This window comes from Streptomyces sp. NPDC091280, from assembly GCF_044768565.1.
Classification (GTDB): domain Bacteria; phylum Actinomycetota; class Actinomycetes; order Streptomycetales; family Streptomycetaceae; genus Streptomyces.
Genome location: NZ_JBIVUZ010000001.1, coordinates 1,366,903 through 1,389,311 on the forward strand (window position 1 = coordinate 1,366,903; position 22,409 = coordinate 1,389,311).

At 70.8% G+C, this 22,409-nt stretch carries 22 protein-coding genes; 13 read left to right on the top strand and 9 right to left on the bottom strand.

What is annotated here, in order from left to right; all coding sequences use genetic code 11:
- Positions 1-381: 381 nt before the first annotated feature.
- A complete protein-coding gene (locus ACIQPR_RS06425) occupies positions 382-2,199 on the bottom strand; it encodes a bifunctional metallophosphatase/5'-nucleotidase (RefSeq protein WP_403642675.1) in 1,818 nt (605 codons plus the stop codon).
- Positions 2,200-2,343: 144 nt separating this feature from the next.
- On the opposite strand from ACIQPR_RS06425, the gene mshD reads away from it, so the two are divergent.
- Positions 2,344-3,273 (top strand): mycothiol synthase, encoded by a 930-nt coding sequence (gene mshD, locus ACIQPR_RS06430; protein ID WP_403642678.1) that lies wholly within the window; start codon positions 2,344-2,346, stop codon positions 3,271-3,273.
- Positions 3,274-3,327: 54 nt separating this feature from the next.
- On the opposite strand, the gene ACIQPR_RS06435 is transcribed toward mshD, so the two are convergent.
- Genes ACIQPR_RS06435 through ACIQPR_RS06455 form a run of 5 tightly spaced genes read right to left on the bottom strand, consistent with a single transcriptional unit; the run spans position 3,328 to position 7,764 of the window.
- A complete protein-coding gene (locus ACIQPR_RS06435) occupies positions 3,328-3,984 on the bottom strand; it encodes an ABC transporter (RefSeq protein WP_403642681.1) in 657 nt (218 codons plus the stop codon).
- Positions 3,975-5,501 (bottom strand): ABC transporter permease, encoded by a 1,527-nt coding sequence (locus tag ACIQPR_RS06440; RefSeq protein WP_403642684.1) that lies wholly within the window; start codon positions 5,499-5,501, stop codon positions 3,975-3,977. The genes ACIQPR_RS06435 and ACIQPR_RS06440 overlap by 10 nt, the downstream gene beginning before the upstream one ends.
- A complete protein-coding gene (locus tag ACIQPR_RS06445; RefSeq protein WP_403642686.1) occupies positions 5,498-6,358 on the bottom strand; it encodes an ABC transporter ATP-binding protein in 861 nt (286 codons plus the stop codon). Before ACIQPR_RS06445 ends, ACIQPR_RS06440 begins: the two co-directional genes overlap by 4 nt.
- 30 nt (positions 6,359-6,388) lie before the next feature.
- Complete coding sequence (locus ACIQPR_RS06450; protein WP_403642689.1) at positions 6,389-7,225, bottom strand: zf-HC2 domain-containing protein; 837 nt, start codon at positions 7,223-7,225, stop codon at positions 6,389-6,391.
- Positions 7,222-7,764, bottom strand: a complete 543-nt coding sequence (locus ACIQPR_RS06455) for an RNA polymerase sigma factor (protein ID WP_403642691.1) — start codon at positions 7,762-7,764, stop codon at positions 7,222-7,224. The genes ACIQPR_RS06450 and ACIQPR_RS06455 overlap by 4 nt, the downstream gene beginning before the upstream one ends.
- A 124-nt stretch (positions 7,765-7,888) precedes the next feature.
- Between ACIQPR_RS06455 and ACIQPR_RS06460 the strand changes: the two genes are divergently transcribed.
- From ACIQPR_RS06460 to pstB, 11 genes are all read left to right on the top strand, one after another.
- Positions 7,889-8,275: a GntR family transcriptional regulator gene (locus tag ACIQPR_RS06460; RefSeq protein ID WP_403642694.1), complete on the top strand. Its 387-nt coding sequence runs from the start codon at positions 7,889-7,891 to the stop codon at positions 8,273-8,275.
- Positions 8,272-9,171 (top strand): ABC transporter ATP-binding protein, encoded by a 900-nt coding sequence (locus ACIQPR_RS06465; protein ID WP_403642697.1) that lies wholly within the window; start codon positions 8,272-8,274, stop codon positions 9,169-9,171. The genes ACIQPR_RS06460 and ACIQPR_RS06465 overlap by 4 nt, the downstream gene beginning before the upstream one ends.
- Positions 9,172-9,298: 127 nt before the next feature.
- Entirely contained in the window at positions 9,299-10,321 is a 1,023-nt protein-coding gene (locus tag ACIQPR_RS06470; RefSeq protein ID WP_403642700.1) for an ABC transporter permease, read from the top strand.
- On the top strand, positions 10,318-11,244 hold the full coding sequence (locus ACIQPR_RS06475) for a hypothetical protein (RefSeq protein ID WP_403642702.1): 927 nt from the start codon (positions 10,318-10,320) through the stop codon (positions 11,242-11,244). Before ACIQPR_RS06470 ends, ACIQPR_RS06475 begins: the two co-directional genes overlap by 4 nt.
- Positions 11,245-11,383: 139 nt before the next feature.
- Complete coding sequence (locus ACIQPR_RS06480; protein WP_403642705.1) at positions 11,384-13,744, top strand: RNA degradosome polyphosphate kinase; 2,361 nt, start codon at positions 11,384-11,386, stop codon at positions 13,742-13,744.
- A complete protein-coding gene (locus ACIQPR_RS06485) occupies positions 13,725-14,837 on the top strand; it encodes a CHAD domain-containing protein (protein WP_403642708.1) in 1,113 nt (370 codons plus the stop codon). Before ACIQPR_RS06480 ends, ACIQPR_RS06485 begins: the two co-directional genes overlap by 20 nt.
- A gap of 41 nt (positions 14,838-14,878) precedes the next feature.
- A complete protein-coding gene (locus ACIQPR_RS06490; RefSeq protein WP_403642711.1) occupies positions 14,879-15,319 on the top strand; it encodes an NUDIX hydrolase in 441 nt (146 codons plus the stop codon).
- A 356-nt stretch (positions 15,320-15,675) separates the two neighbouring features.
- The gene (gene pstS, locus ACIQPR_RS06495) at positions 15,676-16,806 is read left to right on the top strand and encodes a phosphate ABC transporter substrate-binding protein PstS (RefSeq protein WP_403642714.1); all 1,131 of its coding nucleotides are present in this window, start codon (positions 15,676-15,678) and stop codon (positions 16,804-16,806) included.
- A gap of 108 nt (positions 16,807-16,914) precedes the next feature.
- The gene (gene pstC / locus ACIQPR_RS06500) at positions 16,915-17,925 is read left to right on the top strand and encodes a phosphate ABC transporter permease subunit PstC (RefSeq protein WP_403642717.1); all 1,011 of its coding nucleotides are present in this window, start codon (positions 16,915-16,917) and stop codon (positions 17,923-17,925) included.
- Entirely contained in the window at positions 17,922-18,983 is a 1,062-nt protein-coding gene (gene pstA / locus ACIQPR_RS06505) for a phosphate ABC transporter permease PstA (protein ID WP_403642721.1), read from the top strand. The genes pstC and pstA overlap by 4 nt, the downstream gene beginning before the upstream one ends.
- Positions 18,984-19,030: 47 nt before the next feature.
- Entirely contained in the window at positions 19,031-19,807 is a 777-nt protein-coding gene (gene pstB, locus ACIQPR_RS06510) for a phosphate ABC transporter ATP-binding protein PstB (RefSeq protein WP_403642724.1), read from the top strand.
- 113 nt (positions 19,808-19,920) lie between these two features.
- On the opposite strand, the gene ACIQPR_RS06515 is transcribed toward pstB, so the two are convergent.
- On the bottom strand, positions 19,921-20,919 hold the full coding sequence (locus ACIQPR_RS06515) for an anion permease (protein WP_403642726.1): 999 nt from the start codon (positions 20,917-20,919) through the stop codon (positions 19,921-19,923).
- Between the two features lie 7 nt (positions 20,920-20,926).
- Positions 20,927-21,547 (bottom strand): DUF47 domain-containing protein, encoded by a 621-nt coding sequence (locus ACIQPR_RS06520; RefSeq protein WP_026151758.1) that lies wholly within the window; start codon positions 21,545-21,547, stop codon positions 20,927-20,929.
- A 206-nt stretch (positions 21,548-21,753) separates the two neighbouring features.
- Here ACIQPR_RS06520 and ACIQPR_RS06525 point away from each other — a divergent pair, with 206 nt between their 5' ends.
- A complete protein-coding gene (locus ACIQPR_RS06525; protein ID WP_403642972.1) occupies positions 21,754-22,119 on the top strand; it encodes a metal-sensitive transcriptional regulator in 366 nt (121 codons plus the stop codon).
- Between the two features lie 12 nt (positions 22,120-22,131).
- On the opposite strand, the gene ACIQPR_RS06530 is transcribed toward ACIQPR_RS06525, so the two are convergent.
- On the bottom strand, positions 22,132-22,311 hold the full coding sequence (locus ACIQPR_RS06530; protein WP_403642730.1) for a hypothetical protein: 180 nt from the start codon (positions 22,309-22,311) through the stop codon (positions 22,132-22,134).
- Positions 22,312-22,409: the final 98 nt, after the last annotated feature.

Here is a 22,409-nt window from a genome sequence, read left to right on the forward strand (position 1 = left end):
TTTGAATTACTTCTGTAAATTCTCTGTCAGCCCTTTTGGGCGACCGGGCGGCGGCGCGGGGCGGGCTTCTTCGGGGCCTTCTTGGGGGCCGGGGCGGGCTTGTGGTGCTTCTTGACCGGGGCAATCTTGTGGAAGCTCATCGCGTTCTCCTTCGTCTTGTACTGCCTCTGCCGTTTGCGCTGTTCGCTTTCGACATGGAAAACACTACTGGACTTCCGGCGCGGAAAAAGCGATTTTCGCTTAGACCTTGCTGAGCGGTTGCTATGGATGACTCTTATGGAATTCCCGGAACCGAAACCGGTCTTACACAGAATTTAGAACGGGAAAAAGGAAGGGGCCCGGCGCCGACCTGCGGCACCGGGCCCCTCAGGGGGGTTGCTGCTACTGCACGACCGTGATCCGGTTCGCCGTCGGAGGCGTGAGCGGGCTCGTCGCCGAGGAGTGGGCGGTCAGGTAGCGGGCCAGCGCGGTGAGGTCGTCCGTGCCGACCAGGTCGCCGGTGCCCTGCCCCAGCGTCGTGAAGCCGTCACCGCCGCCCGCGAGGAAGCTGTTCGTCGCGACGCGGTAGGTGGCGGCCGGGTCGATCGCCTTGCCGTCGAGACGGATGGAGTCGGTGACCACACGGTCCGCGCCGCTCTTCGTCAGGTCCAGCGTGTACGTCAGGCCCGACGAGGGCTGGAGCACCTTCGGCGCCGCCGCGTTCGTCCCGCTCACCTGCTCCTTGAGCACCTGGACCAACTGCGCGCCGGTGAAGTCCTGGAGGTTCACGGTGTTGGCGAACGGCTGCACCGTGAAGCCCTCGGCGTACGTCACCACCCCGTCGCCCTCGGCGCCCGAGGCCTTGTACGTCAGGCCGGCCCGCACCCCGCCCGGGTTCATCAGCGCGAGGTCGGTCTCCGGGTCCAGCTCACGGCCGTAGGCGAGCTGCGCGTCGGCGATGAGGTCGCCCATCGGGGACTCGGTGCCGGTGTTGTTGACGTCGGCGGAGATGTAGCCGATCGCGCGGTTGCCGATGGGGGCCGCGAGGGTGTTCCACTTGCTGATCAGGGAGGTCATGTCGGCGGCCTTGGGCACGGTCCGGGTGACCACGTGGTTCGCGGACTTGACCGCCGTACGGGCGATGTCGCCGGTGACGCGGTCGTACGTCAGCGTGGTGTCCGTGTAGAGGCGGCCGAAGGACGCGGCCGAAGTGACCGTGCGGGGCTTGCCGCTCGGGTCGTCGATCGTGCAGACGTAGGCGTTGTGGGTGTGGCCGGTGACGAGGGCGTCGACGGCCGGGGTGACGTTCTTCGCGATGTCGACGATCGGGCCGGAGATGCCGGAGCCGCCGCCGGACGCGTCGCAGTCGTAGTTGTAGGCGGAGGAGGCGGGGAAGCCGCCCTCGTGGATCAGCGCGACGATCGACTTCACGCCCTGCTTCTGGAGTTCCTTGGCGTACTTGTTGATCGTCTCGACCTCGTCCTTGAACTGGAGGCCCTTGACGCCGTCCGCCGAGACGATGCCCGGGGTGCCCTCCAGGGTGACGCCGATGAAGCCGACCTTGACGCCGTTCTTCTTCCACACCCAGTAGGGCTTGAGGATCGGCTTCTTCGTCTTCTCGTCGAGGACGTTGGCCGCGAGGTAGGGGAAGTCGGCGCCCTTGAACTTCTTGTCCGTGTAGCAGCCCTCGGTGGGGTGGCAGCCGCCGTTCTGGAGGCGGGCCAGTTCCTTGGCGCCCTCGTCGAACTCGTGGTTGCCGACCGAAGTGACGTCCAGGTCCAGCTTGTTGAGGGCCTCGATGGTCGGCTCGTCGTGGAACAGGCCCGAGATCAGCGGGGAGGCGCCGACCATGTCGCCGCCGGCCGCGGTGATCGAGTACGGGTTGCTCTTGCGGGCCTCGCGCAGGTGGGTGGCGAGGTACTCGACACCGCCCGCGTCGATCGTCTTCGTCGTGCCGTCCGGCTGGAGTTCGGTGACCCGGCCGGAGGAACCGGACGGGGGCTCCAGGTTGCCGTGCAGGTCGTTGAAGGAGAGGAGCTGGACGTCCTGATAGCGGCCGGGCTTGGAGCCGTGACCGGATCCGCCCCCGCCCGGGTTTCCGTGCGCGTCGGCGGGCAGCGCGGCGGCCAGCGCACCGGCCGTGGCCAGGCTCGCGGCGGCGGCGAGCAGGCCGACGACACGGCGTCTGCGCGGGCGGTACGGCTGGGAAGTGGCTGGCATGAGCCCCCCTGTCAGTCGGCTGAGAAGTCACCACGTTCCGGCGCAGCCTAGGGTCAACGCGCGTAGCGTGACAGGGGGTTCTTGGTTACATCCTGGTTTCTTCTTTGCCGCCACTTTGCCGGTACGTCCGCTTACCCTGAGGCCATGACCAGCGACGACACCGCACGGCCCGCAGCCATCTCCCGTTCCATCGAGACCCGTTCCGAGCTCACCCCGGACCAGGCCGGGGCCGTCCTCGCGCTGATCGCCGAGGCCGCCGGGACCGACGGGCAGCCCGCGGTGTCCGAGCAGGGGCGGCTTCAGCTGCGCGGCGGGGCGCGGCCCGGGGTCTCGCATCTGCTGCTCACCCTGGGCGAAGAGCTCGTCGGCTACGGCCAGTTGGAGGACACCGACCCGGTGGAGGCACCGGCCGCCGAACTCCTGGTCCGGCCCGCCCGGCGGGGGCACGGGCACGGGCGGGCGCTCGGCTCCGCGCTGCTGGCCGCCTCGGGCAAGCGGCTGCGGGTGTGGGCGCACGGCGGGCATCCCGCCGCGCGCCATCTGGCCCAGGTGCTCGGGCTCGCCCTGTTCCGCGAACTGCGCCAGCTGCGGCGGTCGTTGGCGGATCTGGAACTGCCCGAGCCGGTGCTCCCGGAGGGGGTGACGGTACGGACCTTCGTGCCCGGCGCCGACGACGCGGCCTGGCTCGCCGTCAACGCCGCGGCCTTCGCCCATCACCCGGAGCAGGGTTCCCTCACCCAGCGGGACCTCGACGACCGCAAGGCCGAGGCGTGGTTCGACCCCGAGGGCTTCTTCCTCGCCGAACGCGACGGCGAACTGATCGGCTTCCACTGGACGAAGGTCCACGCGGAGGAGCAGCGCGGCGAGGTCTACGTCGTCGGGGTGCTGCCCGGCGCGCAGGGCGGCGGGCTGGGCAAGGCGCTGACGACGATCGGGCTGCGGCACCTGGCCGCGCAGCGGTTGCCCACCGCGATGCTGTACGTCGACGCGGACAACAAGGCGGCCGTGTCGGTGTACGAGCGGCTGGGGTTCACGACGTTCGAGACGGACCTGATGTACCGGTCGGAGTCGTGAACGGCTGAGCCGCGCGGGGCCCGGTCACAACGGGCCCGGTCATGACAGGCCTGGTCAGGACGGGGTGGGCCGCAGTCGCCTGCGGCGTAGCGGCTCCGGGCCGCAGGCCGTCCACACCAGGGCCGCGCCCGCCAGGACGAGCGCCCAGTGGTCGTGGCCCACCGCCCACGACTTGTCCTTCGGGGCGGCGAACAGGCCCCAGTTCTCCGGGAACAGGAGGGCCGCCGCCATGGCCGTGGCGAGCAGGGCGATGGCGACCCGCTGGCCCGGTTCCGCCTCGTCGGTGAGGCGGACGGCCGTGGCCGACGCGGCCAGCGCGACGAGCGCCGCCGCGCCGGCCTCCAGGGTGAGGGGGCCGACCGGGGGCCGTACCTCCGCCGGGACCAGCAGGACCACCGCCGTCCACCACAGGGCGGCCAGGGGCGCGACCAGCGCGGTGCGCAGGGCGGCCCGGAGCATACGGCGGGTGGGGACCGCCGCCGTCACCTGACGGGCCGGGTCGTCCAGGAGGAAGGTCAGGCCCAGGGCGAGGCAGAGCGCGGCGCCGCGCAGCACGGCCAGCGCCGTCCAGGAGTTGGGGTGGTCGGAGAGCAGTCTCGGCAGCGCGGCCAGCAGGAGCCCCGCCCCGGCGCCCGCGCCGAGCGCCCGCCGGGGCAGAGCGCGCAGCACCGGGCGGACCAGCTGCCCCGGCACCCCTGTGGTCACTCGCACTTGTCCGCTCCCGTCGGTGCCTTGACGCCCAGCAGCCCGGCCACCTTCGCGGTGGTCACCTTGGGCGCGGTCAGCTCCGCCCAGTGCGCCTTCACCCTGGGGGCGATGGTGTTCTTGTCGGCCTTCAGCAACTCCCGTACCACGGTGGTCTGTTCGGCCGTCATCGACAAGGGGTTGGTCGGCGAGAGGACGATCGCGGAGCCGGCCACGCTGTCGTCGAGGCGGACCGCGCGCAGCTGGGTCAGCGGGTCGGACTGCCAGCCGAGCGCCAGCCACATGATGGTGACCATGCGGCCGTCGCAGAGGGACTCGGTCGCCTTCTCGTTGCCCATGATCAGCACCGAGGAGACCGCCGCGGCGAACTCCGGTACCCGGGGGCCGCCCCAGCCGGTGCCGACGGTCACCTGGTAGGGCGTGGTGGACGGGTCGATCGCGCCGTCGCCGTCCATGCCGTAGCGGGCGTCGACGCGCTGCCGTACGAGCAGCTTCTCGTCGGCCGCGGTGCCGCCGGCCAGGGACTGGACGTGGTCGGCGACCTCGGCCCAGGTGCCGGTGCGGGGCAGCCACTCGGGGAACGCGCAGTACGTGGAGTTGCCGTGCCGGGCGCAGGACTGGACCTTGGCCGGGTTGACGGTGGCCAGCACGCGTGCCTCGGTGGTCTCCCGGGACACCTTGCCGGCCTGGCCGACCGCGCCCCAGGCGCCGAGGCCGACCGCCACGACCAGTGCGGCGGCGACGGTCTTCGTCCGGCCGCCGTTGACCAGGACCGCCGCCAGCGCCAGGGTCAGCGCGAGGCCGAGCAGGTAGAGGGCGTGCCAGGCCGCCGGGCGGCCCAGCAGGTCGGAGGGGAGGGTCTTGCTGCTCGCCTCACCGATGACCGGTACCAGCCACCGTGTCGCGCTGCCGTCGTCGCTGCCCGGGACCGCCCCCAGGAAGAGGGTCGAGAAGAACGCCAGCACCAGGAGCATCGGCGCGCCGAACGGCGACCGCACGATGCGGGCCAGCAGCACTCCGGCCGTTCCGGCGAGCAGCACCGTGAGCGGTCCGGCGAGGAGTTCGCCCACCGAGCCGCGCCCCACCGAACCGGGCGCGAGCACGCCCCAGGTGAACTGCGCGGCCACCAGCAGCGCGGTGACCGCGGCGGCCGGTACGACGGACAGCGCGAACGCGACCGTACGGCGCCAGGGTTCGAGGACGAGCACGTCGAAGTGCCGGTCGGTGTCCTGCCGGTGGGAGCGCAGCACCGCCTGGTTGGAGCAGAGCAGCACGGCCAGGGCGGGCAGCAGCGGACCGGTCTGGGTGGCGCGGTCGATGTCCTGGAGGGCCGGGTAGCCGGTCCACGCGTCGCGCATGTTCCAGCAGATCCAGGCGGCGTGCAGGACGAACATGAGCAGCACCGGGAGGCGCAGCAGGAGTTTGCGGGACTCGAAGAGAGCGAGCGCGAACACGGCCGCCCAGGGCCGGCGTCGCTCGTCGGCGCGTTCGGCCGGGGGCGCCTTCTCCAGTACGGCGCTCATGCCGCCACCTCCGCGGCCATACCGTCGAGGGCGATCAAGTAGCCGTCCTCCAGGGTGGGTTCGACGAGTTCCGCGCCGGCCGGCGGGTCGCCGACGTTGCGGAAGGCGCCGAGGCCGGTGCGCCAGCCCGCCATCGCGGCGGGGTCGCGTTCGCTGCCGCTCCACACCCGGCCGGCGGCGCGTGCGGTGAGTTCGGCCGGGGTGCCGTCGAAGCGGACGGTGCCGCCGGCCATGACGACGACGCGGTTGCAGAGCATCGCGACGTCCTCGGTCTGGTGGGTGGAGAGCAGGACCGTGCGGCCCTCGCCCGCCCGGGCGATCAACTCGCGGAAGCGCATGCGCTGTTCGGGGTCGAGGCCGACGGTCGGTTCGTCGAGGACCAGGAAGCCCGGGTCGCCGACGAGGGCCGCGGCGAGCGCGACGCGCTGCCGCATGCCGCCGGAGAGTTTCTTGATGCGTTTGCCGCGCACGTCGGCGAGGTCGACCTCGGCGAGCACCCGCCGCACCTCGCGGTGGCGTCCCTCGCGGTCGGTGAGTTCCTTGAGGATCGCGACGTAGTCGACGAACTCGAAGGCGGTGAAGTCCGGGTGGAAGCCGGGCGTCTGGGGCAGGTAGCCGAGGACGCGCCGCACCTCCTGGCGTCCGCCGGTGGTGCTCGGGTCGTGGCCGAGCACGGTGAACGCGCCCGAGTCCGCGGGCAGCGCGGTGGCCAGCACCCGCAACAGGGTGGTCTTTCCCGCGCCGTTGGGGCCGAGCAGCCCGGTGACGCCCTCGCCGAGCCGCAGCGACACGTCGTCGAGGGCGTGCGTCGAGCCGTAGCGCAGGCTGAGCCCGGCCGCGGAGACGGTGGTGGTCATGTACGGAACTCCAGTCGGGGTACGGGGGATTCAGATGAGGGGCCCGAAGGCGGCCGGCCGGGTGTCGAAGCGGTCCCGGAGCAGGTAGAGGAGTCCGGCCGCGAGCGCGGCGACGGCCGCGGCCACCGCCTGTCCGGCCAGGGTGAAGGGTTCGAGGGTGCCGCCGTGCAGGTCGTCGGCGATCACGAGGAACGCGACCCAGCCGCCGCCGACCAGGGACGGCGCGAGGACCGGTCCCAGGCGTGGGGTCAGGGCCAGGCCGGTCGTGGTCAGGGCGAGGGCGGGCAGCAGCCAGCCCAGGGCGGCCAGGCCGTAGCCGGGCAGCGCCAGGGAGGCGAGCCCGTTGAGGCCGAGGCCGGTGGCCAGGACGGCGACCGTGCGGATCATCAGGAGCCGGAAGCCGTGCATGGGGGCGACGACGGTCATCTCGTACGTCGGGTCGAACTTCGGCCCGAACGACAGCGCGACGCCGGCGAGCGGCAGCAGCGGGGCGAGTCCGAGGAAGAGGGTCGGGGACTGGGTGTTCTTCAGCGTGTTGGTGACCAGGACGGTCATCACCAGCAGCGCGGCCACCGCGCCGAGCCACGAGCGGCGCAGCACCGGCGTCGCCGCGAGCAGCCGTGCCGTGTGGTCGGCGACGCCGATCCGCACGAGCAGCGATTCCACCAACCCCCTTTTGGGGACGTCGAGTTCGGCGTCGAGGCGGTCCCAGCCGGCGTCGAGCGCGACGGGGTCGGTGACGGCCGCCAACAGGGCCCGGCAGTCGGCGCACCGCGCGAGGTGGGTGTCGGCGGACCAGAGCATGGGCGGTGCCAACTCGCCCCGCGCGTAGGCGCGTACGTCGTCTTCGGCCACATGCCAGGTCATGCCAGCTCCTCCCGCAGTTGCTTACGGGCCCGCATGGCCCGTGTCTTGACCGTCCCGGCCGGGATGCCCAGCAGGACGGCGGCCTCCCGGGTGGTCAGCCCGTCGATCACGGTGGCCTGGAGGACCGCCCGCAGTTCCGGCGAGAGCCGGACCAGGGCGCCGGCGAGGTCTCCGTGCTCCACCCCCGCGAGCACGCGTTCCTCCGCCGACGCCTCGTCCCGGTGCCGCAGCCGCGTGAGCGCCTGCCGCAGCCGGCCGCGCGCGCCGTCGCCGCGCAGCACGTCGATCAGCCGGCGTGACCCGATCCGCCACAGCCACCCGGCCACGTCGCCGTCCTCGCGGTAGCGGGCACTGCCCCGCCACACCGCGAGAAACGTCTCCTGTACGACGTCGTCGACCATCCCGGCGTCGGCGCACCGGCCGCGCAGCCGGGCAGTCAGCCAGGGCGCGTACCGCCGGTACAGCTCTTCGAACGCGCGTCGGTCGCCGTCCGCCGCGATGGCCCGCAGCAGCTCTCCGTCGCTTCCCGTTTCGCTCACGTCTCCTCATCGCACGAGCCCCGTCGATCGGTTCACGGACCGGGGCACGGATCTCTCTTGACTTTCGCAGCCCCCCTGCACCACCCTTTCACTACTCAATTAGTGAAAGGGTGGTGGAACCCCAGTGGTCGAGTACCGCATCGACCGGCACAGCGGTGTGGCCACCTATGTCCAGATCGTCCAGCAGACCAAGCAGGCGCTGCGGCTGGGAATGCTGGAGCCCGGCGACAAGCTGCCCACGGCCCGCGAGGTCGTCGAGGCCACCGCCATCAACCCGAACACCGTCCTCAAGGCCTACCGCGAGCTGGAGCGCGAGGGACTGGTCGAGGCCCGCCGCGGCCTCGGCACCTTCGTCCGCAAGGGGCTGAGCACCACGCCCGCCGACTCCCCGCTGCGGCTGGAGCTCGACGACTGGGCCGACCGGGCCCGCGCGGCCGGCCTGGGCCGGGACGACGTCGCCGCGCTCTTCGCCGCCGTACTCGACAAGCACTTCCAAGGAGAACGTTCATGACAGGCACCGCCGCGATAGAGGCGACCGCGCTCGGCAAGCGGTTCGGCCGGCGGGGAGGGTGGGCGCTGCGGGACTGCGCGTTCCGGCTGCCCGCCGGGCGGGTCTGCGCGGTCGTCGGCCCCAACGGCGCGGGCAAGTCCACGCTCCTGGCCCTGACCGCCGGACTGCTGGCCGCGAGCGAGGGCGGCCTCACCGTCCTCGGCGGCCGTCCGGGTGCGGCCCGCGAGCGGGTCTCCTACGTCGCCCAGGACAAGCCCCTCTACCCGCAGCTCACGGTCGCCGAGACGCTGCGGATGGGCGCCGACCTCAACACGGACCGCTGGGACGGCGCGCTCGCCGAGCGGGTCGTCGCGGACGGCGGCCTCGACCCCAAGTCGGGCATCCGGGCGCTCTCCGGCGGTCAGCGCACCCGCGTCGCGCTCGCCCTCGCGGTGGCCAAGCGGCCCGAACTGCTGCTCCTGGACGAGCCGATGGCCGACCTGGACCCGCTGGCCCGGCACCGGCTGATGGGCCTGCTCATGGCGCAGGCCGCCGAGTCCGGCACCACGATCATGATGTCCTCGCACGTGCTGTCCGAGCTGGAGGACTCCTGCGACCACCTGCTGCTGATCGACGGCGGCCGGGTCCGGATCGCCGGCGAGATCGACGACCTGCTGGCCGCGCACCGCCGCGTCTCCGCGCCCGCCGACACCGTCCTGGACGCCCACACGGTCGTCGAGTCCCGGACGACGGGCCGCCAGCTCACCGCCCTGATCCGCCCCTCGGCCCCCCTCGCCGCCGACTGGCAGACCGGCGCACCCACGCTGGAGGAGCTGGTCCTCTCCTACCTCCGCAGCCCCCAGGCACCGGCCGTCGAGACCGCGGAGACCTCGGAGACCTCGGAGGCCGCCGCGTGATCGCCCTCCCGACCCGGCGCCCGCAAAACGATGGGGTCATTTCTAACCGGTCACACGGCAGGACAGCGGTTAGGTTCACCCCCGGCTTCCAGCAGGCCCCACTTCCCACCACCCCGGAGACCGCCGCATGACCGCCCTCGCCACACCGTCGGCGCTCGCCGCGCGCCCGGCCCGGTCGCCGCACCTGCTGCGCTGGCTGATCCGCCTGCACCGGCCGGCCCTGATCTCCTGGATCGTCCTCGTCCTCGTCGTCGGAGGCCTGCTGCTGTGGGTGGGCGGCCCGCTGACCGACGCCTCCGCCGCGGCCTGGAAGCAGTACCGCGCCTGCGGGACGGCCGACTGCGCGTACGACATGGACGCGATCGTCCGGTACAAGGACTGGTACACCTACACGACCGTCGCCGTCGTCGCCGTCCCCTTCCTGGTCGCCGCCTGGTCCGGTGCCGCGCTGGTCAGCCGTGAACTGGAGAGCGGCACCGCACAGTTGGCCTGGACGCAGGCGGTCTCCCCGGTCCGCTGGCTGGCCGCCAAGCTCGCCCTGCCCGCCGCCCTGATCACCGCGGGATCCGGTCTCCTCGCCGGACTGCACCACTGGGCCTGGTCGGCCGGGCAGGGCCGGATCGACACCGCCAAGGGCTGGCACGACCTCGGCACCTACGCGGCCAACGGCACGGCCACCACCGCGATGGCCCTGGCCGGCCTGGCGAGCGGCGCCTTCTGGGGGGTGTACAAGCGCAACTCCCCCGGCGCGCTGGTCGGTTCACTGGTGAGCACCGGCATCCTGTGGAGCGCCGTCGCCCTCGCGACACCCCACCTGTGGCCCTCGGTCAGCACCATCAGCAGCCTCCGGCACAGCGTCCCGGCCGGCTCCGGCATCGTCGTCGACCAGGGCCTGGTCACCTCCACCGGCGAGCACATCTCCGGCCACCTGTGCGGCAGCGCCACCGACCGGACCTGCCGGGCCGCCTACGACCGGCTCGACGCCGTCGGCTACTTCAACGACCACCACCCCGCGTCCCACTACTGGCCCCTCCAGTCGACCACGACCGCGATCGTCCTCGCCGTCACCGCCCTGCTGACGACGGCCGCGTTCGAACTCCTCCGGCGCCGCACCGCTTCGGCGCCCGCGCGGAAGGCAGCCGCCGTATGACCGCCCCCACCGCCGTCTTCCCGGCCCGTACGGTCCTGCGGCTCCAGCGCGGCGCGCTCACCGTCTGGGCGGTGCTCTTCACCGCCGCCGCCGGCCCCCTGCTGTGGGCCTACGGCCCCGGCGGCACCGCCGCGGCGGCCGACTGGGCGCGCAAGTGCACCGCGCACGGCTGCGACTGGAGCAGCCCCGTCTCCGCCTACCACCTGGCCTACGCCACCGCCGAGTTCCTCATCGGTGTCACGCCGTACTTCGCCGCCGCCACGGCGGCCGTGCTCATCGGCCGCGAACTCGACCACGGAACCGTACGGCTGGCCTGGACCCAGTCCGTCTCCCCGACCCGCTGGCTGGCCGCCACCCTCACCGTGCCCGCCGCCCTGATCACCGCCGGCACCACCGTCCTGGTCCTGCTGCACCGACTCCTCTACGACGCCCACCAGGTCCCGGTCAGCTGGCACTGGTGGGACGACCGCGCCTTCGAAGCCAACGGCACCCTCGCGCTGATCCACCCGCTGCTCGGCCTGGCCCTCGGCGCCCTCGCCGCCCTCCTCCAGCGCCGCGCCCTGCCCGCCCTCGGCCTCGCGGTGACGGCCACGGCCCTCGTACGCACCGCGCTCGACGTCGCCCGCCCGCACCTGTGGCCGACGGTGACCCGCGTCAGCACCGTACGCACGGGCTACGACGCCCCGCCGAACGTCCTCCACGTCGAGCAGGGCGCCGTCACCGCCACGGGCGCCCATGTCAGCGACACCTGCTTCACCGACACCAAGTGCCTCAAGGCCGTCGACATCACCGGCTACTACGTCGACTACCACCCCGCCGCCCACTTCTGGCCCCTCCAGCTCGTGGAGAGCGGCATCGTGGCGGCCCTCACCGCCCTGGTCCTCGGCGCCGCCTTCACCCTGCTGCGCCGCCGCACCTCCTGACCGGATCCCCCCTCACGGCGGCTCCCAGGCATCCGTTACGTTCGTTTCCGTGCCGTAGACGTCCGGGAGCCGCCCCCCGATATCCCGCACGCCATGTCGCCGTAACCATTGGTTCAGACGGGCTTGCGACGCTCGGCGAATGAAGCCCGTCGTGCCAGAGCCTTCGCCGCCTCCCGAGGTGAACGGGAGCGACGGCGCCGTCCTCCCGCTCCTTCCGGCGCTGTCCGACGCGCCCGTATCGCCCGTCGCGCGGAACAATGGGCACATGAGCAGCCAGCCCAACGCCCAGGCACAGGTCCAGCACGCGCAGCCCTCCGTGGGCTCCATAGCCGCCCACCGCCCGCACACCGTGTCGGCGGCGGTCTCCGATCTGGAACCCGACATCGACGCCGACCTCGACGAGTACGAGGAGTCGCCGTACGACGGGCCCCAGCTCCCGCAGGGCCGCTTCCTGGACCGGGAGCGCAGCTGGCTCGCGTTCAACGAGAGAGTGCTGGAGCTCGCGGAGGACCCGAACACCCCGCTCCTGGAGCGGGCGAACTTCCTCGCGATCTTCGCCAGCAACCTGGACGAGTTCTTCATGGTCCGGGTGGCCGGCCTCAAGCGCCGTATCGCCACCGGGGTCGCCACCCGCTCCGCGTCCGGCCTCCAGCCGCGCGAGGTGCTGGAGATGATCTGGGCCCGCTCGCGCGAACTGATGGCCCGGCACGCCGCCTGCTACCACGAGGACATCGCCCCCGCGCTGGCGGAGGAGGGCATCCACCTGGTCCGCTGGAACGAGCTGACCGAGAAGGAGCAGGCCCGCCTCTTCACCCTGTTCCGGCACCAGATCTTCCCCGTGCTGACCCCGCTGGCCGTCGACCCCGCGCACCCGTTCCCGTACATCTCGGGTCTCTCGCTGAACCTCGCGGTCGTCGTGCGCAACCCGGTCACCGGGCACCGGCACTTCGCGCGCGTCAAGGTGCCGCCGCTGCTCTCCCGCTTCCTGGAGTCCTCGCCGGGCCGCTACGTCCCGCTGGAGGACGTGATCGCCGCCCATCTGGAGGAACTCTTCCCGGGCATGGAGATCCTGGAGCACCACGCGTTCCGGCTGACCCGCAACGAGGACCTCGAAGTCGAGGAGGACGACGCCGAGAACCTGCTCCAGGCCCTGGAGAAGGAACTCATGCGGCGCCGCTTCGGGCCGCCGGTGCGCCTGGAGGTCGAGGAGTCCATCGACCGCGAGGTGCTCGACCTGCTGGTGCGCGAGCTGAAGATCAGCGAGGCCGAGGTGTACCCGCTGCCGGGCCCGCTCGACCTCACCGGCCTGTTCCGGATCGGCGGCCTGGACCGGCCCGAGCTGAAGTACCCCAAGTTCATCGCGGGCACCCAGCGCGACCTCGCCGAGGTCGAGACCGCCTCCGCGCCCGACATCTTCGCCGCCCTGCGCAACCGGGACGTGCTGCTGCACCACCCCTACGACTCGTTCTCCACGTCCGTGCAGCGCTTCCTGGAGCAGGCGGCCAACGACGACGACGTCCTCGCGATCAAGCAGACCCTGTACCGCACCTCCGGCGACTCCCCGATCGTCGACGCCCTCATAGAGGCGGCCGAGGCCGGCAAGCAGGTCCTCGTCCTGGTCGAGATCAAGGCCCGCTTCGACGAGCACGCCAACATCAAGTGGGCGCGCAAGCTGGAGGAGGCGGGCTGCCATGTCGTCTACGGCCTGGTCGGCCTGAAGACCCACTGCAAGCTGTCGCTCGTGGTCCGCCAGGAGGGCGACACGCTGCGCCGCTACAGCCATGTCGGCACCGGCAACTACCACCCCAAGACGGCCCGCCTCTACGAGGACCTCGGCCTGCTGACCGCCGACCCGCAGGTCGGCGCCGACCTCTCGGACCTCTTCAACCGGCTGTCGGGCTACTCGCGCCGCGAGACCTACCGCCGGCTGCTGGTCGCCCCCAAGTCGCTGCGCGACGGCCTGATCGCCCGGATCAACAAGGAGGTCCAGCACCACCGTGCCGGACGTCCCGCGCACATCCGCATCAAGGTCAACTCGATGGTGGACGAGGCGATCATCGACGCGCTCTACCGCGCGTCCCAGGCAGGCGTCCCGGTCGACGTGTGGGTGCGCGGCATCTGCGCGGTACGGCCCGGCGTCCCCGGCCTGTCCGAGAACATCCGCGTACGGTCCGTCCTCGGCCGCTTCCTGGAGCACTCCCGGGTCTTCACCTTCGGCAACGGAGGCGAGCCCGAGGTGTGGATCGGCAGCGCCGACATGATGCACCGCAACCTCGACCGACGGATCGAGGCCCTGGTCAGGGTCACCGACCCGGCCCACCGCGCCACGATCAGCCGGCTCCTGGAGACCGGTATGTCGGACACCACCTCCTCCTGGCACCTGGGCCCGGACGGCGAGTGGACCCGGCACGCGACGGACGCGGAAGGCCAACCCCTGCGCAACGTCCAGGAGATGCTCATAGACGCCCGGAGGCGCCGGCGTGGCACAGCAACACCTTGACCCGACGGATCCCACGGCCCGGGCCGTGACAGGTGACGCCCTCGCGGGCTACCTGCGCGGCCAGGCCACGGAGTTCCTCCGCGCGCTGCGGCTGCACCGGGAGACCGGCGGCGGGCAGAACGGCACGGAGGAGTCCGTCGACGCGGCGCGCGCCCTGCGCCACTCGGCCCGCCGGATCAGCGGCAGCCTGCACACCTTCCGGCCGCTCCTCGACGCCGACTGGTCCGAGGAGATGCGCCCCGAACTGGCGTGGCTGTCGGGCACGTTGGCGCTGGAGCACGCGTGCGCGGCCCGGCTGGAGCGGCTGCTGCTCGCCCTGCACCGGCTCTCGGGCTCGGCCGCGTTCCCCACGCAGTCGGCGGCCTCGGCCGTGGGCGGCCGGGTCACCGGCGCGGGCCGGGGCGTCCCGGCCCCCGCGAGCGGACGGGGCACCGGACCGGCCGCACCGGCCACCGTCACCGTCGAACGCGGCAATCTCACCGTGGGCGCCGCCAAGGCGGGCGCCCTGCTGGAGCGCCAGCTCACCCTGGCCCGGACCCGGGCCCACTCCACCGCGCTCCAGGCGCTCGGCTCCTCCCGCTTCCACGCGGTCGCCGACAAGGTCGCCGTACTGGCCAGCGAGGTGCCGCTGACCCCGACCGCCGGCGGTGCCGATCTGCGCCCGCTGGCCGCCGCCGCGAGTGAGCGGCTGAACGACGCGGTCGGCGCGCTGCCGCTGGTCACCGCCGGGCATCCGTACAACGCGGAGGCCCTCGTCCACGGCCTCTCCCCCGACCCGGCCCCGCATCCGCAGGACGGCCCCTGGCACCAGGTCCGGCTGCTGCTGCGGCTGCACCGCTACGCCGGTGAGGTGCTGCACGCGGACGGGGCGCCCCTGGACGTACGTCTGCTGGCGGCCGGCCAGGCCCTCAATCTGCACCGGGACGCCTCGGAGGCAGCCGCCGCCGCGGCCTCGGCGGCCCGCACCCCGCGGATCGCGCCGGCGACCGCGTACGCGCTCGGGGTGCTGCACGCCGACCAGCGGCACGAGGTGGAGGCGGCCCGCTTCGCGTTCCAGCAGTCGTGGCAGAAACGGGCGGTGGGCACCCCCTGACGCCCCGCACCAACCCGCGCGGAGGAGACGGTGAACCCTCAGTGACTTCCTCGACGAACGACACCACCGTCCAGGCGGCCGGCTGCGTCCTGTGGCGGCACCGGTCCGCCGGGGACCTCGAACTGGCCCTGGTCCACCGGCCCAAGTGGGACGACTGGTCGTGGCCCAAGGGCAAGCTCAAGCGGGGCGAGACCTTCGAGGAGGCGGCCCGCCGCGAGGTGCTGGAGGAGACCGGCCACACCTGCCGGCTGGGGACCCGGCTCCCCTCGGCCCGCTACACCGACCACCACGGGCGGCCCAAGGAAGTGCGCTACTGGGCGGCCGAGGCGACCGCCGGGACCTTCGAGCCCAACGACGAGGTCGACGTCCTCGTCTGGCTCAGGCCGGACCAGGCCCACGGGCGGCTCACCCACGAGCGGGACCGGGACCTGATCTCCCTCGTGCTGATCGCCGTGGGCACCGACGAGGATCTGCTCGACTGACCCCGTCGCCGGGGCTGCCGTGGCGCCCACCTCGCGTTACGTTGCGAAGGGACGGCCGGACCAGGGTCGTCGCCCGACCGAGGGAACGCCTGCTCGTGGCCGCGTTTCCGGGCCCGCCGCGCCTGGCATAGTCCGGAATCAGCTCGTGTCCTCGACGTGAGCGTTCCGTGACCTAACCACACCGCCCACAGGGGTTCACCCTCCGTTCACTTATGCCCATAGGCGCCTTCACCTGTTCTGCCTAATTTCGGCCTTACGCGATGCGAGCCGCGACCTGGGGGTCGCTACCCGCGTCACCCACGTCTTCGCACGCCGCCGGAATTCAGGACGGCGGCTCCTGGAAGGAACTCCCTCAAGTGAAGCTTCAGCGCATGAACCGGCGGGCCATCACCCTCGGTGCTCTCGCCGTCTCCGGCGCCCTGGCCCTCACGGCGTGCGGCTCGGACGACAACGGCGGCTCGGCGAGCAGCAGCAGCTCCTCGTCGAGCAAGGCCAGCTCGGCCATCTGCGGCGACGCCAAGAAGGGTCAGCAGCTGCTCGCCGACGGCTCGTCCGCGCAGAAGAACGCGATCGACGCGTGGGTCAAGACGTTCAGCCAGGCCTGTGGCGTGCAGATCAACTACAAGGGCGGCGGCTCCGGCGCCGGTGTCACCTCCTTCAACCAGGGTCAGCTGGCGTTCGCCGGTTCCGACTCCGCGCTGAAGCCCGACGAGGTCACCGCTTCCAAGAAGGTCTGCTCCGGCGGCCAGGGCATCGACCTCCCGATGGTCGGCGGCCCGATCGCGCTCGGCTACAACGTCCCGGGTGTCGACAACCTGGTCCTGGACGCCCCGACGCTCGCCAAGATCTTCGACAGCAAGATCACCAAGTGGAACGACGCGGCGATCAAGAAGCTGAACCCGTCCGCCACGCTGCCCGACCTCAAGATCCAGGCGTTCCACCGCTCGGACGAGTCCGGCACCACGGACAACTTCACCAAGTACCTGATCGCCACCACCCCGGACAACTGGAAGTACTCCGGCGGCAAGGCCTGGCAGGCCAAGGGCGGCCAGTCCGCGGCCGGCTCCGCGGGCGTGGCCCAGCAGGTCAAGGCGACCTCGGGTGCCATCGGCTACTTCGAGCTCTCCTACGTCGCCGACGGTGTCAAGGCGGTCAGCATCAACACCGGCGCCTCGGCCCCGGTCGCGCCCAGCACCGACAGCGCCACCAAGGACATCGCCGCCGCCCAGGTCGTCGGCACCGGCAGCGACCTGTCGCTGAAGCTCGACTACAACACCAAGGCCGAGGGCGCGTACCCGATCACCCTGGTGACGTACGAGATCATCTGCGACAAGGGCAACAAGGCCGACACGCTGCCCGCGACGAAGGCGTTCCTGTCCTACATCGCCAGCGAGGACGGCCAGAAGGTCCTCTCGACCATCGACTACGCGCCGATCCCCGACGCGATCATCACCAAGGTTCGCAGCACCATCGCGAGCATCAGCTAGTCCGAGTGTGCGGCCGGGCCCCGATCCAGGGGCCCGGCCGCACCGTCCGGTGCACCGCCGCCACGGACCGCACACCGCACGTGTGGACCCGCAGACCGGAGAACCCCGATGGATATATCGACAAAGAACCCTGAAGAAGCACCCCCTCCCACCCCCGAGCCCTCCGTCGCGGCGCAGAAGCGCACCGCCCGGGGCGCCACCCGGCCCGGCGACCGTATCTTCCTCGGTCTCTCCCGCGGGTCGGGCATCCTGCTGCTGGTGATCATGGCCGCCATCGCGGTCTTCCTCACCTACCGCGCCTCGCTCGCGATCAGCAAGGACCACGCGAACTTCCTCACCACCTTCGAGTGGAACACCAACCTGGTGCCGCCGAAGTTCGGCATCGCCGTCCTGGCGTTCGGCACGGTGGTGTCCTCGATCATCGCCATGGTCATCGCGGTCCCGATCGCGGTCGCCATCGCCCTGTTCACCACGCACTACGCCCCGCGCAAGCTCCGCGGCCCGGTCTCCTACGTGATCGACCTGCTGGCCGCCGTGCCGTCCATCGTGTACGGCCTGTGGGGCGCCCTGATCCTCGTCCCGCACATGATCGGCCTGTTCGGCTGGCTGAACGACTACTTCGGCTGGACCGGGATCTTCTCGTGGGACCAGGGCGCGCCCCGCTCGATGCTCACCGTCGGCATCCTGCTCGCGATCATGATCCTGCCGATCATCACCAACGTCAGCCGTGAGGTCTTCCGGCAGGCCCCGCAGATGATCGAGGAGGCGGCCCTCGCCCTCGGCGCCACCCGCTGGGAGGTCATCCGCATGGCGGTGCTCCCCTTCGGCCGCTCCGGTGTGATCTCCGCCTCGATGCTCGGCCTCGGCCGCGCGCTCGGCGAGACGATGGCCGTCGCCACCGTGCTCTCCCCGGACTTCATCATCCACGCCAGCCTGCTCAACCCGGGCGGCGGAACCTTCGCCCAGAACATCGCCAGCAAGTTCAGCGAGGCGACGCAGGACGGCCGGGACGCGCTCATCGCCTCCGGTCTGGTCCTGTTCGTCATCACCCTGCTGGTCAACGGCGCGGCCCGGCTCATCATCGCCCGCCGCGCGGAGTACTCGGGGGCCAACGCATGAGCAACGCAGTCGTAGCCGACAAGCCCGTGAGCACCCTTCAGGGCGCGACGCTCCCGAAGTGGTCGCCGTACGCGATCGCCGGCGGCTCCATCGTGCTGGCCGTGCTGATCGGCCTGGTCGGCAGCCTGGACAGCAAGATCCAGTGGGGTCTGATCGCGGCGATCCTCTTCGTGATCGGCACCTACGTCATCGCCTCGCGCGTCGAGGGATCCCGTCAGGCCAAGGACCGGATCGCGACCAGCCTCGTCTGGGTCGCCTTCCTCCTCGCCGTCGTCCCGCTGGTCTCCCTCCTGTGGACGACCGTCTCGCGCGGTGTGAAGGTCCTCGACGTCTACTTCCTCACCCACTCGATGGGCGTGGTCGCCGACACCGAGCCCGGCGGCGGTATCTACCACGCCATCATCGGCAGCCTTGAACAGGTCGGCCTCGCCACCCTGATCGGCGCCCCGATCGGTGTGCTCACCGCGATCTACCTCGTCGAGTACGGACAGGGCAGGCTCTCCAAGGCGGTCACGTTCTTCGTCGACGTCATGACGGGCATCCCGTCCATCGTCGCGGGTCTGTTCATCCTGTCCCTGATGCTCCAGTGGGACATGCAGCCCTTCGGCTTCGCCGGTTCCTGCGCCCTGGCCATCCTGATGATGCCGGTCGTGGTCCGCTCCACCGAGGAGATGCTGAAGCTCGTCCCGAACGAGCTGCGCGAGGCCTCCCTCGCCCTCGGCATCCCGAAGTGGCGCACGATCCTGAAGGTGGTCCTCCCGACCGCGATCGGCGGCATCACCACCGGCATCATGCTGTCGGTGGCGCGCATCGCCGGTGAGACCGCGCCCGTACTGCTGCTGGTGTTCGGCAACCCGTTCATCAACAACAACCCGTTCGAAGGCGCGCAGGCCTCGCTCCCGCTGTACATCTACCAGCAGTTCGCGCAGAGCGCGGGCGCCGGCGCGGCCTACGACCGTGCCTGGGCCGCGTCCCTCACGCTGATCGCCTTCGTGATGATCCTCAACCTGGTGGCCCGCGGCATCGCCCGCTGGAAGGCCCCCAAGACCGGTCGCTGACCGCGACCCCCTCAGCGACCGTTCTGAAGTCTGGAAGTGAAGCAATCATGTCCAAGCGAATCGACGTAAGCGGGCTCACCGCCTACTACGGCGCCCACAAGGCGATCGAAGACATCTCGATGACGGTCGAGCCCCGCACGGTGACGGCCTTCATCGGCCCCTCCGGCTGCGGCAAGTCGACCTTCCTGCGCACCCTCAACCGCATGCACGAGGTCACCCCCGGCGGCCGGGTCGAGGGCAAGGTCCTCCTGGACGACGAGGACCTCTACGGCCACGCCATCGACCCGGTGTCCGTGCGCCGCGAGATCGGCATGGTCTTCCAGCGCCCGAACCCCTTCCCCACCATGTCGATCTTCGACAACGTGGCGGCGGGACTGCGGCTCGCCGGCTCGTACAAGAAGAGCGAGCTGACGGACATCGTGGAGAAGTCCCTCAAGGGCGCGAACCTCTGGAACGAGGTCAAGGACCGCCTGAACAAGCCCGGTTCGGGCCTGTCCGGTGGTCAGCAGCAGCGTCTGTGCATCGCCCGCGCCATCGCGGTCGAGCCGAAGGTCCTCCTCATGGACGAGCCCTGCTCGGCCCTCGACCCGATCTCCACCCTCGCGATCGAGGACCTGATCGGCGAGCTGAAGGAGCGCTTCACGATCGTCATCGTGACGCACAACATGCAGCAGGCGGCCCGCGTCTCGGACCGTACGGCCTTCTTCAACCTCGCGGCGGTCGGCCAGCCCGGCAAGCTCATCGAGATCGACGACACGGAGCGGATCTTCTCCAACCCGTCGGTCCAGGCCACGGAGGACTACATCTCGGGCCGCTTCGGCTAAACCGAGCCTCCGCTTCTGAAACCCCTCGCGGTGCTGCATGGCGGTGCCACCGCGAGGACGAAAAAGGGCCCGCCCCTGGCTCCCGGGGGCGGGCCTTTTCGTGTCCCGGACGCCTACAGGAAGGCGAGGTTCACGACCCAGAACGAGCAGGCGGCCACCACCGCGGCGGCCGGCATCGTGATGAACCAGCCCATGACGATGTTCTTGGCGACACCCCACCGCACCGCGTTCACCCGCTTCGTCGCCCCGACGCCCATGATCGCCGAGGTGATGACATGGGTCGTGGACACCGGCGCCTTGAAGAGGTACGCCGTGGTGAACATGATCGCCGCGCCCGTCGTCTCCGCCGCGAAGCCCTGCGGCGGGTCCAGCTCGATGATCTTCCGCCCGAGCGTCCGCATGATCCGCCAGCCGCCCGCGTACGTCCCCAGCGACAGCATCAGCGCGCAGACGATCTTGACCCAGACCGGGATCGGGTCGCCGTAGGTCGAGTGGCCGGAGATCACCAGGGCCATCACCACGACACCCATGGTCTTCTGCGCGTCCTGGAGCCCGTGCCCGAGCGCCATGCCCGCCGCGGACACGGTCTGCGCGATGCGGAAACCGCGCTTCGCCTTGTGCGGGTTGGCCTTCCGGAAGATCCACAGGATCGCCGTCATCACCAGGTAACCGGCGACGAGACCGACCACCGGCGAGACGAACATCGGCACGATGACCTTGTCGACGACCCCGTGCCAGATGACATCCGTACCGCCCGCCAGCGCGGCCCCGACCATCCCGCCAAACAACGCGTGCGAGGACGAGGACGGCAGCCCGAAGTACCAGGTGATCAGGTTCCAGGTGATCGCCCCGACCAGCGCGGCGAAGAGGATGCCCATCCCCTTCGACCCCTCGGGCGTCTCGATCAGCCCCTCGCTCACCGTCTTGGCGACCCCGGAACCGAGAAAGGCGCCCGCGAGATTCATCACCGCGGCCATCGCCAGTGCCGCGCGCGGGGTCAGTGCCCGCGTCGAGACCGACGTGGCGATCGCGTTGGCCGAATCGTGAAAACCGTTCGTGTACGTGAAGAAGAGCGCGACCAGAATGGTCACGACCAGAGCGAAGGTGTCCATGAAGGGGTCAGGACTCCTTGACGGCGATGGTCTCCACCGTGTTCGCCACGTGCTCGAACGCGTCCGCCGCCTCCTCCAGCACATCCACGATCTGCTTGAGTTTGAGCACCTCGATGGCCTCGTACTTGCCGTTGAAAAGCATGGCCAGCAGCTTGCGGTGGATCTGGTCGGCCTGGTTCTCCAGCCGGTTGACCTCGATCCAGTACTCGGTGAGGTTGTCCATCGTGCGCAGGTTCGGCATGGCCTCGGCCGTGAGCTCCGCCGCCCGCGCCAGTACCTCGATCTGCTGCTCGACGCCCTTGGGCAGTTCCTCCACGTTGTAGAGGACGACCAGGTCGACGGCCTCCTCCATGAAGTCCATGATGTCGTCGAGGCAGGACGCGAGGTTGTAGATGTCCTCGCGGTCGAAGGGCGTGATGAAGGAGGAGTTCAACTGGTGGAAGATCGCGTGCGTGGCATCGTCACCGGCATGTTCAGCGGCCCGCATACGCTCTGCGATCTCGGCCCGGCCGGCGGTGTCCGCCCCGAGCAGTTCCATGAGGAGTTTCGAGCCCGTGACGATGTTGTCCGCGGACGCGGCGAACATGTCGTAGAAGCTCGTCTCCCTGGGGGTCAGACGAAAGCGCACAAGGGGTCCTCGGGATGCATCGGTTTCGGTCAGGCTGATGCTAAGTGCATCATCCGGCCACGGCTAATGGGCCGTCCCCCAGTGTCGCCCATCAGGCACAGTGATCCGCACGGGGGCGTACCAAGGGCCCTATACCCAGCAAAGTTCGTTACGATATACCCACTAGGGGTATATGTCTGGAGGACGTGATGGACGCGACGGACGCGATGACGACCACCGGGGCCGACGCGGCGACGGCGCCCTCCGAAACGGCCCTCGAACCGGCCCTCGAAGCGGCCCACGGACCGGTCACACACGGTTACCACAAGCAGAAGGACGAGCACCTCAAGCGGCTGCGCCGGATCGAGGGCCAGATCCGCGGCCTCCAGCGCATGGTCGACGAGGACGTCTACTGCATCGACATACTCACCCAGGTGTCCGCCTCCACCAAGGCCTTGCAGTCGTTCGCGCTGCAACTCCTGGAGGAACACCTGCGGCACTGCGTCGCCGACGCGGCCGTCAAGGGCGGCACGGAGATCGACGCGAAGGTCGAAGAGGCGACGAAGGCCATCGCCCGGCTCCTGCGCACCTAGGCTCTGCCGGACCTAGCGTCCGTCGAAGGTGTCCCGCTCCTCCGCCACCTTCAGCACCTCGTCGATGCTCTCCAGGCTGAGCCGGTCCTGGGCCGCCGAGGCCGCGATGATCAGGTCGCCGCACAGTTCGATCTCGGCGAGTGCCACGTGGTCCTGAACTGCCGTACCGCCGACCGGAGCCACGTGCGTCACCTCTTCTCTGCCGTCACCGACTTCCTAGAGTAGGGAGCGGTCTACACACCGCGCATGGCACGGACGGGCTAGTTCTCACACCGACTCGTCACCGATCG